Below are 13,284 nucleotides of genomic sequence, written 5' to 3'. Positions count from 1 at the left end.
ACTTATTCTTCTTCTTTTTTGGCTTTTCGCCGGGCGTTGCGTTTGGCTAAACGTTCGGCTTTAGTCGCACGGCGTTTGTAGCCGGTGTGCTCGGGCTGGGTGGGGGCTTCTTCATCTAAATCACCGTTCCACTCAAATTCGCGTCCGCCCACGATTAACGTGTCGCCGTCTTGCACGCCTTGTTTGTTGAGTGCTTTTTCCAACCCGATTTTTTTGAAAATTCCGCGCAAACGCGTTACGGCTTCGGGTTGGGCAAAATTCGTCATGGCGATAAATTCTTCTATTTTTTTGCCTTTGATATAGATGATATCATCATCGCCGCGTTCAATGGTAAAAATAGGCTCTACTTTATGCACAACGGCTTTCTTTGCTTCCGGCATAATTATTTCCACCGGGGTAGCCGCCAGAATTTTAACAATTTCGTCCAATACGGCTTGCACGCCTTCGCCTGTGGCGGCCGACATTAAAAACACCTTTTGTTTTTTGAATTTCTTTTTCAGCGCTTCATAGGTTTTTTTGGCTGACGGTAAATCTAATTTGTTGACTGCCAATATACGCGGCTTTTGCGCGAGTTTTTTATCAAACGCTTTTAATTCTTTTTCAATCACTTTGATAGATTCTTCCGCGCTCATGCCGTCAAACCCGTCCGGGTCAACAATGTGCAATAACACGCGTGTGCGTTCAATATGCTTTAAGAATTGATGCCCGAGCCCTTTGCCTTCGCTCGCTCCCTCAATAATTCCGGGGATGTCAGCGGTAGCGAAACTGATCCCTTTGTGTAAAGTAACGCCCAAGTTTGGGTTTAAGGTGGTAAAAGGATAATCGGCGATACGCGGGCGTGCCGCGGAAATGCGGCTTAAAAAAGTGCTTTTGCCGGCGTTAGGGAAACCGACGAGTCCTAAATCGGCTAATACTTTTAATTCCAAAATCAGCGTGGCTTCCTCGCCGGGTTGCCCGTTTTCGGCAATATGCGGGGCCGTGTTGTTTCTTGTCTTAAACGATTGGTTACCGCGGCCGCCCATGCCGCCTTTGGCGGCTACAAATTGTTGGCCGGGTTTTGTTAAATCTACTAAAATTTCGCCGTCTTGGCGTACGATTGTTCCGCACGGCACGCGCACAATGCGGTCTTCTCCGGCGCGGCCTGTTTTGTTATAGGTACCGCCCTTTTCTCCGTTTTGGGCTTCAATGTGCGGGTTATAGGCAAGTTCCAAAAGTGTGGTTAAATTCGGATCTGCTTGCAAAATGATATCGCCGCCTTTGCCGCCGCACCCGCCGTTGGGGCCGCCAAACTCAATAAATTTTTCGCGGCGGAAAGACAAACAGCCGTCGCCGCCTTTGCCGGCGGTAATGTAAATTTTAACACGGTCTAAAAAACTGCCTGATTGCATAATTCCTCGTTGGCGGCGTAGCCTAAATATTCAAAATAAAAAAGCGGCAGGATAGTCCTGCCGCTTTGTGTGGCCAAAATTTTATTTGTCCGCTTTTTTGGCAGCCGGTTTAGCGGCTTTTTTAGCGGGCGCCTTTTTGGCAGCGGCTTTCGGGGCCGCGGCTTTTTTAGCAGGCGCTTTTTTGGCTTCTTTCGTTTCCGCAACTTTGGGGTACACGGAAATTTGTTGTTTGCCTCTGTGCACCCATTCAAAGGTTACGATACCGCTTACGCGGGCAAAGAGGCTGTCGTCACTGCTGCGCGAAACATTGGTACCGGGCAAGAATTTGGTACCGCGTTGGCGTACAATGATTTCCCCAGCATTTACAAACTGGGAACCGTAACGTTTAATACCTAAACGTTGGCCGTGGCTGTCTCTTCCGTTAGAGGAAGAACCTTGTGCTTTTGTATGTGCCATAGTTCAGTCTCCCAATTTATAACTGGATATCCGTGATTTTAATTTGCGTTAAGTATTGTCTGTGCCCTTGGGTACGTTCGTATCCTTTTTTCGGGCGGCGTTTATAGACAATGACTTTTTGACCTCTCAAATGTTTGACCACTTGAGCGGTGACCTTGGCCGCTTGCGCGGCTTTGGTATCTGCTGAGGTACCTTCTTCGTTAGCGGCCCAAAGAACTTTAAGTTCTACGGTAGAGCCCACTTCCGCGTCCAGTTTTTCAACCTGCAGATCTTGACCGGGTTTCACCCAGTACTGTTTTCCACCAGTTTCAATAATTGCGTACATAATTTTTTTCCAACGGAAAATTCCCTTAGGGGAAATTCCGCTACTCTAATTATAGCATAAATAAAGGGGGAAAAGGGCGCGCGGGCACGGAACATAAAAATTTAATAAAATATAAATATACCAGATTTGAATTATGCCCACAACCATGAAAGAAGATTATTACCAAATTTTAGGTGTTGAACGTACGGCGAGCGAAGTGGAAATTAAGTCCGCGTTTCGCCGCCAAGCGATGAAGTACCACCCCGACAGAAACCCCGGCAATAAGGAAGCGGAAGAACAGTTCAAAAAAGTCAACGAAGCGTTTTCCGTATTGTCTGACCCCCAGAAAAAACAAGTCTATGACCAATACGGCCATGAAGGCCTTAACGGTGCAGGCGGTTTTGGCGGGTTTAACGCTAACGGTTTCGGTGACATCGGCGATATTTTCGGCTCTATGTTCGGCGATATCTTTGGCGGCGGTTTCAGACGCAGCGGCAAACCGCGCGCCCAACGCGGCGAAGATTTGAAATTAGACGTTACATTAACCTTGGAAGAAGCCTTCGCCGGCAAAGAAGTTCCCGTAGAATATACACGGTTAGACAACTGTACCGCATGCGACGGCTCCGGCGCGGCCCCGGGCAGCGCGCGCAAAACGTGCCGCTCGTGCAACGGTAGCGGGACCGTTACTTATTCGCAAGGATTTTTCAGTATGCGCCAAGTGTGTCCCGATTGCGGCGGCAGAGGAACCGTGGTGGAAAAACCGTGTTCGTCTTGCCGCGGAAGCGGAACAAAACACGTCAAAGAAAACATCACCGTCAAAGTGCCTTCCGGGGTGCGTAGCGGTATTACGCTGCGTGTTTCCAACGGGGGGGATATCGGCACGAACGGCGGCGGCTTTGGGGACTTATATGTAGAAGTTCGCGTAGCCGAACACAAAATTTTTCAACGAGCGGGTGATGATTTGGTGTTAGACGCTACGATTTCTTATCCGCAAGCAGTTTTGGGCGGCAGTATTAAAGTGCCGACGATTGAAGGGAAAGAAATTGAAGTGAATATCCCTAAAGGTACGCAATTTGGCGAAGTGCTTAAAGTACAAGGCAACGGTATGCCAAAACTCGGCAAAAAAGGGTTTGGCGATTTGCTGATTAACGTAAAAATCGATGTGCCTAAGAGACCAACGGCCCGCCAAAAAGAATTATTGGAAGAACTTGCCAAAGAACTCGGCGGCAAAAAAAGTTTCTTCAAAGAATTGTTTGGAAAATAAGAATTGTTGCGTTATATATAAAGATAATGCGCTCCGAAACATTTTTTCGGAGCGCATTTGTTTAGGATTTTACGGAAGATTATAAAGGCGGTTGAATTGGGTTTCGTTTTTTAAGGAACCTTTTATGATTTGCGCGCAATAAGCCCCGGCCGGTAAAGACGAGTCAAACAAAAAGAGTGCCCCGGTTGTTCTTTCCATACAATAAATAGGCAAATCTTCGTTATAGTTAGAACTTGCATCAGCCAGTAAAAGCCGAAATCCGGCCCCTTTATATTTGCCGTTGGTGCGTATCATATATATACCGACTCCGTATCCGCCGCTGCGTGCATCTTCTATTTGTAATGTCCAATCTGCGTTAGATTTTGTATCCGCGGCATTACTGCCCGGTAGAAATTGCGTGTTTCCCGTCCACGGAATATCTATGGCAAGGTCATCAAATTTGGTGGCGTATTCTCCGTTGGCAAGCAAGTAGGCCAGTTGGGCTTGCGCGACGGCGTTTAACAAAGTGAGTGCTTGGGCAGATTTGCTGCGTTCCACCACTTTTGTGTATTGCGGTAAGGCCACTGCCGCCAATATGCCGATGATAAGTACCACTACTAATAATTCAATAAGTGTAAATGCTTGTTTGCTTTTCATAAAGTTTCTCCTTTTACTGTTACAAACATTATCATTTTTTTTTTGATTTGTCAAGGGTTTTTTAATGGCAACGTCTTTGGCAAAGTAAAAATAGTATAATTTTAAGGTCCGCTCTCGGCGGATAAATTCTAATCTCTGGAGAAAAATATGCGTCAAATTAAACCTGTTCCGTCGGTGACTTCGTCTTCCGATGCTTGGTCTGCACCCGCACTTCCCAAAGTTCCGTTCAAATTGATTACGGGCATTGTGCTGGCTATTATTATTTTTATTGCGGCAATGAGTTCGTACTTTACGGTTTCTGCCGGAAACGTAGCCGTTAAACTCCGTTTCGGAAAACTCGTCGGTGCATACGGCGAAGGTATCCACTTCAAAATTCCGATGATTGATACCGTGGAAAAATTTTCCGTTCGTATCAAAAAAGATTCGTTTGATACCGAAGCGTTCTCAAAAGATTTACAGACAGTCGGCTTGACCTTGGCGGTCAACCACCGCATCTTGGCTAACACGGTAGAATCTATTTACCGCAACTTGGGGCCGGAATATACCAACACCATCTTGAAACCGATGGTGGAAGAATGGACGAAAGCCGTTATCGCCAAATACTCCGCCGACAGTTTGATTGCCAACCGCGTGGAAGTGGCCAGAGAACTGAACGAAATTTTGAAAGAAAAAATGGCAGAAAAAGAAGTAATCGTTTCCGATATTGCCATTACAAACTTTGAATTTTCCAAACAATTCTTACGCGCGGTAGAAGAAAAACAAATCGCCGAACAAGAAGCCAAACGCGCCACCAACTTGGTAGAAAAAGTGAAAAAAGAAGCCGAGCAAAAAATCTTGCAGGCCGAAGCGGAAGCCAAATCGTTACGCTTGCAACGTGAAGTCGTTTCCGATAACTTAATTAAACTTCGCCAAGTAGAAGCGCAATTAAAAGCCATTGATAAATGGGACGGCCGTATGCCGACGTATATGGCCGGCGACCAAATGCCGTTTGTCATGGTTAAATAAAATTGTCCGCAATTTTATTATAATGATAGGGAGCCCAAACGGCTCCCTATTTTCATGGGCATAAAAATGAAAAAAATACTTTTCTTATTACTTGTATTAGCGGCGGCGGGGGTAGGCTATTGGGCGTTCTTATATCAAACGCCCGAGGAAAAAAATTTTATCCGCGCGTTGAATGCCGCCAAAGAAGGGAACGTCGCTGCCCAACTGCAAACCGCCGATTTTTATGCTGCCGGCACCGGCACAAAACAAGACGGCAAGCAAGCCGTTTATTGGTATCGTCAAGCCGCTTTGGAGGGCGACCCCGACGCCCTTTGGAAATGCGCGCAAGCATATACTGAAGGAAAATTAGTTCCGCAAGATTTAGAAGAAGCCGTCCCGTTTTTAATGCTGGGGGCTAAACAAGGCAATATCCCGGCGCAAGAAGAATTAAGCCGGTTTTACGCACAGGGCCTTGGCGGACTTGTTAAGCACGAGGGCGAAAGTTTATACTGGCAATTTATTGCGGCAAAAATAGGGTCTTCTTCGGCACAAGCCGCCTTAAAACAAGCACAGCAACACTCGCCGCAGTTGTACGAAAGTGTAGAAAAATTTTTAACCGATTTGAAAACCGCGCAAGAAGGTGACGGTTCCGCGCGTTTGGCGGTAGGCGAAGCATATTTGACGGGAAATCCCATCTTGCAAAATACGGAAGAAGCCGAGAAATGGCTTACGCTTGCTTGGCAAGAAAATAAACTCTCGCAAGCAGGTTTAATGCTGGCACAAGCCTATCAAAATGGCCCGCTTTCAGACGCAGCCAAAGCCAACCGCATGTGGAACGAACTGGCTAAACAGGCGTATGCTCCTGCCCAATATGCTTTGGGTGAAAAAGCCTATCAAAGCGGTCATTATGATGATGCGTTTGCGTGGTTTTCCAACGCGGCGGCGGGTGGTTTTGCACAAGGTCAATATATGACGGGTTTTATGCTCATGCAAGGGCAAGGAACCGCCGTTTCCGTGCCGCTTGCGGTTACGTTTTTCCGCTCCGCAGCCGAACAGGAAAATGTACCGGCACAATATGTGCTGGGGCAGATTTATTGGAAGGGACTCGGCGTGCCGCAAGATAAAAAAGTAGGCAAAATGTGGCTTGAAAAAGCCGCTATGCGCGGTAATAAAGAAGCGCAGACTTTGTTGGAAAGTGAATAAAATTTGATGATTGTAAATTTTACAAAAACAGGGGCCTTATTTTTCCCACGAAATAAGGCCCTTTTGATGTGCCCGACGACAAGTCCCCTCTTGTGCCGGGACGGATGAAAACCAAAAGTCCCGGTTCCCCCCGGGACTTTTAGCGTCTGTGTTGAATGCCCACAACGCTTATCCCCTGTGTTTGTTGTTCTGTAATAAAGTTTTTCTTTATTATTCCCCCAGAACAATACAATATTATCCTAAATGATTAGTCGCCCCCCGGCAAGGTCAAAAAAGGGTTAGTTTTTGTTATGCGGATTTCCGTCCTGAAAACGATTGCTTTTTCTGCTATTTTCAAAATTAGCACTCAAAAAAGGGGGTTGACAAAAATAAAATAATTGCATATAATTTTAGCAGTGGTTAAATGCGAGTGCTAAAATAATAGACGGTAAGCACAAGGATATTTATTATGCGTATTTTGAAACCGGAAGTTGCTAAAGCACGTAAAGAAAAAATTTTGCGGTGGGTAGTTCAACAATATGTGGAAACCCGCCGTCCGGTCGGTTCGCAAATGATTGCGTCCGAGGCGCTCCCCGATGTATCCAGCGCCACCATTCGTAACATTATGGCTGAACTGGAAGAAGAAGGATATCTGTATCAGCCGCACACGTCCGGCGGACGTATCCCTACGGATAAAGCCTACCGTTATTATGTAGATTATTTGGCCAATGTGCAAAAAATGGCCGCCAAAGAACGTGAACGCATTGAAGAAGCGTATGATTCACGTGTTAATGAAGTGGATAATATGATGGTGCAAACGTCGCGTTTGCTTGCGATGTTATCGGGCGCGGCGGGGTTTGTTTATACCTCTAATGTGCAAGAGCAACGCGTCCAACGCCTTGATTTTATTCCGCTCGCACCGGGTGCCGTTTTAGCCGTATTGGTTACGCAATCGGGGGCGGTACGTCATTGGCCGGTTAGAACCGGATATGTAATCAACCCCACACGTTTGCGTGTATTAAGCCGTTTTATTAACGAGGAAATTGAAGGGCTCACCCTTGCTCAAGCGCGCCGTATTTTATGGCAACATGTTCACTCGGGCCACCGCGAAATTGCCGGTATGGCAGACTTGGCCACGCAAGTATTAAAAGATATGGAACGCCCGCAAGCAGATAATGAATTATATGTGGAAGGGTTTGGACAACTCTTGGAAAACACCTCGGAAGATGATTTTGAAGACTTAAAACAAATGATGCGCTTTGTAGAAGAGCGCGAACGGTTTTCCACTTTATTAAGTGAGAAAATGACGGGGATGGAGAAATCCAACCAAAAACTAAATGTTAGCATCGGCAGTGAAAACGAACTGAAAGAACTCAAAAATCTGAGTATTGTTTCTACTGCGTGTAAAGTGGGGGATAAAACGGTGGGAATGCTCGGTATTATCGGGCCGAAACACATGGAATATACGCGGGTGATGTCTTTGGTAAATTTCATCGGAAGTTTGTTGGAAGGCACCTTGCAAAATTGGACGGCCTTACCGCCCGCCGAAAAGGATGACGATTATGAGTAAGCACCATCATAAACCGGCACAAATGGCCGAAGAACAAGACTTGGAAACCGTTGCCGCAGAAGAACAGGAACACACCGAAACGGAAACTGCTACCGAAGAAACCAAGCCTAATTATTATGAACAATTCGTGCGTTTAAGCGCGGACTTTGAAAATTTCCGCAAACGCACCGAACGCGAAAAAGCCGTTTATTTGTCATACGGCAAAAAAGAATTGGCTGAAAAGTTGTTGCCTTCTTACGAAATCTTACTCAAGCAAGGGGCGGAACTAAATAAAAATGAGGCTTTGAAAAAGGCACCTAAAGAGTTACAAAGTGTAGTAAGCGGGATACAACTGCTTTTAACAGAAATGGAAAAAGCATTCCGCTCGGAAGGGATTGAACGGATAGACGCACTTAACAAACCGTACGATCCCGCCACACAAGAAGTCGTGGCGATGATTCCTGCGGAAGAAAAACAAGACGGCCTTGTTTTGCAAGAAGTGCAAATGGGGTTTATGTTGGACGGTAAAGTCCTGCGCCCGGCGCGGGTGATTGTCGGTCAACATACGGAAGAATAGATTTACAAGGCGGTATAACCGCAAAAAAATTTAATTAAGAGGAGATTAAAAGTATGGCTAAAATCATTGGTATTGACTTAGGAACTTCCAACACAGCAGCCGCTGTTATGGAAGGGGGTAGAGGAACTATTATTCCGTCTGCGGAAGGTAGTTCTATCGGCGGAAAAGCGTTTCCGTCTTATGTAGCGTTTACGAAAGACGGCCAACGGCTCGTAGGTGAACCGGCCCGCCGCCAAGCGATTGCAAACCCGGAAGGAACCGTAACCGCTTTCAAACGCAAAATGGGTGAAAATTTTAAGTACAACTTACGCGGACAAGAATTTACGCCGCAACAACTTTCCGCGTTTGTGTTGCAGAAAGTAAAAAAAGATGCCGAAGCCTTTTTGGGCGAACCGGTAGAAAAAGCCGTTATTACCGTGCCGGCCTATTTTAACGATAACCAACGCCAAGCCACCAAAGATGCGGGTCGTATTGCCGGGTTGGACGTGGTGCGTTTGGTCAACGAACCGACTGCTGCGGCACTCGCGTTTGGTATTGATAAAGCCGGAAAAGAGCAAAAAGTGTTGGTGTTTGACCTCGGCGGCGGAACGCTGGATGTAACCATTATGGAAATGGGGAAAGAAGGTACGTTTGATGTGCTTTCTACGTCGGGTGATACGCAACTGGGCGGAACGGATATGGATAATGCCGTTATCGCGTGGATGGTAGATGAATTCCGCAAACAAACCGGTATTGATTTGTCCAAAGACAAACAAGCGGCCCAACGCTTAAAAGATGCGGCAGAAAAAGCCAAAATTGAACTTTCCACCACCATGGAAACGGATATTAACTTGCCGTTTATCTCTGCCGGTGCCGACGGACCGAAACACCTTGAACTTAAACTTTCCCGCGCCAAATTGGAGAGTTTGGTAGATGATATCGTCAAACGCTGCGGCAAATCGGTCAATCAGGCTTTGTCCGATGCGAATTTGTCCGCTTCACAAATTGACCGCATTATTTTGGTCGGCGGCCCGACCCGTATGCCGATTGTGCAAAAATATGTGGAAGATCTCGTCGGCAAAAAGATTGAACGCGGTATTGACCCGATGGAATGTGTGGCAATCGGTGCGTCTGTACAAGCCGGTATTTTAACGGGTGAAGTCAAAGACGTTCTTTTGTTGGACGTTACGCCGCTTTCGTTGGGTTTGGAAACATTGGGTGGTGTTTGCACACGCTTAATTGAACGCAACACGACGATTCCTGTGCGCAAAACGCAAGTGTTCTCTACGGCGTCTGATAACCAACCGGCGGTAACCATTAACGTCTTGCAAGGTGAACGCCCGATGGCCAAAGACAACGTACCGCTCGGCAAATTTGATTTGGACGGTATCCCGCCGGCTCCGCGCGGTGTGCCGCAAATCGAAGTGACGTTTGATATTGACGCAAACGGTATCTTGAATGTGTCTGCCAAAGATTTAGGCACACAAAAAGAACAACACATTACGATTAGTTCGCCTAATAAATTAAGCGACAGCGAAGTGGAAAAATTCGTCAAAGATGCCGAAAAATTCGCCGAAGAAGATAAGAAACACAAAGAAGTTATTGAAGCCAAAAACCAAGGCGACGGTGTTTTGTATCAAACGGAAAAAGCGCTGAAAGATTACGGCGACAAAGTCAGCCAAGAAGAACGCGGCAAGATTGACCAAGCCTTAAACGATCTGCGCGATGCGCTCAAAGGCGACGATGTTACCCGTATTAAATCGGCTACGGATGCTGCTTTGCAAGCGGGCCAAAAGTTAGGCGAAGCGATGTATAAAGATGCACAAGCCAAACAACAAGCCCAACAAGGCGCGCAAGCCGGGGCCCAACCGGGTGCCGGACAAGCGCAAGCCAACAACGGCGGCAACAAAGACGACGTTGTGGAAGCCGAAGTAGTAGATAAATAAAACTGTTCGGGGAAATTAAAACCGGGGAACGAAATTCGTTCCCCGGTTTTTTATTGTTGAATTAAATAACGGGTAAAGTTGGAGTCTGTTTCGAAGTGAGAGCCAAAAGATTTGCATATTTCAACGGCTTGCTTATCTGTCGTTTTTGCCCAACAATAGAATTTATCTTTATAGTGCTCTGATCCGCTCGGGGCTCCGTAATAATAAATTACTCCTATGTTGTGTCCGTCTGTACGGGAGACTTCTACTTTAGGATATGCGTTGGAGTTTGTCCATGTGCCACCTACAATGCATGTCCACCCGTCCGGACAAGTAAAATCTACGCCCAATTCATCTACGCTCTGTGCATATTCTCCGTTGGCTAAATAATATACTTGTTGCGCATCTGCCACGGCACGAACGAGCGGAATAACTTGTGTGATACGTGCTTTCATAACGGCTTTTTGGTATTGCGGCAAGGCCACCGCCGCTAAAATGCCGATAATAAGCACAACCACTAAAAGTTCTATGAGCGTAAATGCTTTGTTGTTTTTCATAAAAATCTCCTTGTTTCGTTATTATAATTATGGATGTCCTTAAAAGAATTGTCAAGGATTTGCAAAGAGAAATCCGAACACATTTTGCATGCGTGTTACTGTATAATGCCACCGCCCAATACGATATCTCCGTCGTATAAAACGGCACTTTGTCCGGCCGTGATAGAAATTTGCGGCTCATCAAATTGCGCGCGAATTTCCCCGTTTTGCACCGTTACGTGTGCGCGTGCCGGAATATGTAAATTGCGTATTTTAATTTCGCAATCAAATTTTTCGGCGGGCGGTTCGCCACATACCCACGACATATTTGTGGCAATCAACGTATCTTTATATAAGTCTTTTTTCGGGCCGATAATCACTTGGTTTTTCGGCGCGTTGATTTCCACCACATACATCGGCTCGGCTTGTCCGCTAATGCCCAGCCCTTTGCGTTTTCCGATAGTATATCCCCAAATCCCGTTGTGGTGCGCGACGACTTTGCCGTCTTTGGTAACAATATCACCGGGTTTGTTGGGGAAGTTTAACAAGTCGTTATAATCACCGCAGTAAAAATCTTGGCTGTCTTCTTTATCGGCCACTTTTAAGCCTGCTGCGCGGGCAACTTCGCGAATTTCCGGCTTGGTTTTTTCGCCGAGCGGGAAGAGCACTTGCGAGAGTTGTATTTGCCCCAACCGGTGTAAAAAATAACTTTGGTCGCGCGATAAATCTACCGCTTTTTTCAGTAGATACTTGCCTGTTTTTTCATCGTAGCATACGCGGGCATAATGGCCGGTAGCAAATTTATCAAATTTGATTCCTTGTTTTCGCGCCGCGTTAGGCAATACACCAAATTTAATTAAACTGTTGCACAGTACACACGGGTTGGGTGTGTGTCCGCACGCATATTCCAAACGAAAATTATCCAGTACCGCTTTGCGGTATGGGTCGCGGCAATCTACCGTAACGTGTTCAATGCCTAATCTGTCTGCAATTTCTTTTACTTCTTGCAAATCTTCTTTTTCCGGCGATAAACACGCGTTTTTTTGATACTCCCCTTTCGGAACGGGAAGTGACGGATCCCACACTAGCATAGTTGCTCCGATGACGTGGTATCCTTGTTCTTTGAGTAGCACTGCCGTAGCCGCGGAATCTACTCCGCCGCTCAGCCCGACAAGTATTGTCTCTTTTTCCATCATAACCTCACTTGAGAAAGATTTGTACTTAAGGTTGAAAGCCAAAAGGACTTTTATATTGTAGTATTTTGGGACGGCTTGCGAAATAAAAACCCCCGCATTGGTGCGGGGGAAATTTTTAGTTGGGTTTGGTTTTGTTAGGAACAGATGATTTTTTAATATCCGGTTTATTGACGGAAATGTGAGCATATAACCGTTTTACGGACGGATAGATTTTTTGGAACGCTTCTACAATGCGCGGATCAAACGATTTGCCCGATTCGTCTTTAATATAGGCCAACGCTTCTTCGGTACGCCATGCTTTTTTATACACGCGGAACACGCACAACGCATCAAACACATCGGCTACGGTGACGATACGCGCTTCTAACGGAATGTCTTCGCCGCGAAGTCCTTTGGGATAGCCCGAACCGTTCCATTTTTCGTGGTGGTACAAACTCATTTTGTGCGCCATCTGCAATACCTTAGAGTGCGCTCCTTCCAAAATGCGTCCGCCGTAAATGGTGTGCGATTTCATGGTTTCAAATTCTTCGGGCGTAAGTTTGCCGGGTTTTAGCAAAATGTTATCGGCAAGCGCCACTTTGCCGATATCGTGTAAGGGGCTTGCGTTTTTGATCAGTTCGCTCTCGCTCTTGCTCATCCCTAACGATAAAGCGAGTAAGTACGAAATAATGCTGATATTTTTTAAGTGTTGGCGGGTATCTTGTTGGTCGCGATATTCGGCGGTAACGGCCAGGCGGTAAATGGTTTCTAATTGGGCCACGCGTACTTCTTGGTACAGTTTGGCTATTTCAATAGAACCGGCCGCCAAAGTCCCCAACAATTTTAGTAACCCTTCATCACTTTTATCAAAAGGAGTCCCGTCCGATTTGTTGGCCACCTGGAAAACACCTAATACTTCGCCCGCGTTGTTTTTAAGCGGGACGGCTATGGTAGCGTGCGTGCGAAACGCGGTAACGATATCCACATCAATAGAGAAACGCGGATCTTCGTAGGCATTAGGTAAATTGATGGTTTGCCCGGTGCGGGCAACCAGAGCGATAAATCCGTCGCTGTTAAGCGGAATACGGATTTCGGTATGCTCTAACCCTTTTCCTTGGGCAATTTTAGACCACAATTCTTGGGAATTGTCATCTTTTAAGTAAATAGTACATCGCCCAGCATCTAACATTTGTGTAATTTGCTGGGCGATAATATCAAGAAGTTTGTCTAAATGTAATTCTGAGGAAATACGGGAGCCGAACTCTACGAGTAGGTGGAGTTTCTGTTCGGCTGTAAGTCTTTCGTGTGGGTGCGAAAAATCTTGCATGG

13 protein-coding genes are annotated in these 13,284 nt (G+C 46.2%); 6 read left to right on the top strand and 7 right to left on the bottom strand.

Going from position 1 to position 13,284, the window contains the following annotated elements; translation table 11 throughout:
* Positions 1-2: 2 nt before the first annotated feature.
* The 3 genes from obgE to rplU form a co-directional block, all read right to left on the bottom strand.
* Positions 3-1,388, bottom strand: coding sequence for a GTPase ObgE (obgE, locus tag ACQY3H_RS03165; protein WP_428074780.1), 1,386 nt, complete (start codon positions 1,386-1,388; stop codon positions 3-5).
* 81 nt (positions 1,389-1,469) lie between these two features.
* Positions 1,470-1,844, bottom strand: coding sequence for a 50S ribosomal protein L27 (gene rpmA, locus ACQY3H_RS03160; protein ID WP_428074778.1), 375 nt, complete (start codon positions 1,842-1,844; stop codon positions 1,470-1,472).
* 16 nt (positions 1,845-1,860) lie between these two features.
* On the bottom strand, positions 1,861-2,169 hold the full coding sequence (gene rplU, locus ACQY3H_RS03155) for a 50S ribosomal protein L21 (RefSeq protein ID WP_428074776.1): 309 nt from the start codon (positions 2,167-2,169) through the stop codon (positions 1,861-1,863).
* Between the two features lie 133 nt (positions 2,170-2,302).
* Between rplU and dnaJ the strand changes: the two genes are divergently transcribed.
* Positions 2,303-3,412 (top strand): molecular chaperone DnaJ, encoded by a 1,110-nt coding sequence (gene dnaJ, locus ACQY3H_RS03150; protein WP_428074774.1) that lies wholly within the window; start codon positions 2,303-2,305, stop codon positions 3,410-3,412.
* A 69-nt stretch (positions 3,413-3,481) separates the two neighbouring features.
* On the opposite strand, the gene ACQY3H_RS03145 is transcribed toward dnaJ, so the two are convergent.
* Positions 3,482-4,048 carry a type IV pilin protein gene (locus ACQY3H_RS03145; protein ID WP_428074772.1) on the bottom strand — a complete coding sequence of 189 codons (567 nt, stop codon included), beginning with the start codon at positions 4,046-4,048 and terminating at the stop codon, positions 3,482-3,484.
* A gap of 147 nt (positions 4,049-4,195) precedes the next feature.
* Between ACQY3H_RS03145 and ACQY3H_RS03140 the strand changes: the two genes are divergently transcribed.
* From ACQY3H_RS03140 to dnaK, 5 genes are all read left to right on the top strand, one after another.
* Positions 4,196-5,053: a prohibitin family protein gene (locus ACQY3H_RS03140; protein WP_428074770.1), complete on the top strand. Its 858-nt coding sequence runs from the start codon at positions 4,196-4,198 to the stop codon at positions 5,051-5,053.
* A 66-nt stretch (positions 5,054-5,119) separates the two neighbouring features.
* Complete coding sequence (locus tag ACQY3H_RS03135) at positions 5,120-6,235, top strand: tetratricopeptide repeat protein (RefSeq protein WP_428074768.1); 1,116 nt, start codon at positions 5,120-5,122, stop codon at positions 6,233-6,235.
* Positions 6,236-6,683: 448 nt separating this feature from the next.
* Positions 6,684-7,784, top strand: a complete 1,101-nt coding sequence (hrcA, locus tag ACQY3H_RS03130; RefSeq protein ID WP_428074766.1) for a heat-inducible transcriptional repressor HrcA — start codon at positions 6,684-6,686, stop codon at positions 7,782-7,784.
* Positions 7,777-8,340 (top strand): nucleotide exchange factor GrpE, encoded by a 564-nt coding sequence (locus ACQY3H_RS03125; protein ID WP_428074764.1) that lies wholly within the window; start codon positions 7,777-7,779, stop codon positions 8,338-8,340. The genes hrcA and ACQY3H_RS03125 overlap by 8 nt, the downstream gene beginning before the upstream one ends.
* Positions 8,341-8,393: 53 nt before the next feature.
* Positions 8,394-10,265 (top strand): molecular chaperone DnaK, encoded by a 1,872-nt coding sequence (dnaK, locus tag ACQY3H_RS03120; RefSeq protein WP_428074762.1) that lies wholly within the window; start codon positions 8,394-8,396, stop codon positions 10,263-10,265.
* Between the two features lie 50 nt (positions 10,266-10,315).
* Here dnaK and ACQY3H_RS03115 read toward each other — a convergent pair whose 3' ends face one another.
* The 3 genes from ACQY3H_RS03115 to ACQY3H_RS03105 form a co-directional block, all read right to left on the bottom strand.
* Positions 10,316-10,801: a type IV pilin protein gene (locus ACQY3H_RS03115; protein ID WP_428074760.1), complete on the bottom strand. Its 486-nt coding sequence runs from the start codon at positions 10,799-10,801 to the stop codon at positions 10,316-10,318.
* Between the two features lie 95 nt (positions 10,802-10,896).
* Positions 10,897-11,976, bottom strand: coding sequence for a tRNA 2-thiouridine(34) synthase MnmA (mnmA, locus tag ACQY3H_RS03110; protein ID WP_428074758.1), 1,080 nt, complete (start codon positions 11,974-11,976; stop codon positions 10,897-10,899).
* A gap of 115 nt (positions 11,977-12,091) precedes the next feature.
* Positions 12,092-13,282 carry an HD domain-containing phosphohydrolase gene (locus ACQY3H_RS03105; RefSeq protein ID WP_428074756.1) on the bottom strand — a complete coding sequence of 397 codons (1,191 nt, stop codon included), beginning with the start codon at positions 13,280-13,282 and terminating at the stop codon, positions 12,092-12,094.
* Positions 13,283-13,284 lie beyond the last annotated feature (2 nt).

The sequence above is a fragment of the Candidatus Avelusimicrobium luingense genome (assembly GCF_902757105.1).
Taxonomy (GTDB): Bacteria; Elusimicrobiota; Elusimicrobia; order Elusimicrobiales; family Elusimicrobiaceae; genus Avelusimicrobium; species Avelusimicrobium luingense.
The sequence above is the reverse complement of the archived record's forward strand: the minus strand, read 5'-3'. Positions and strand labels throughout refer to the sequence as shown.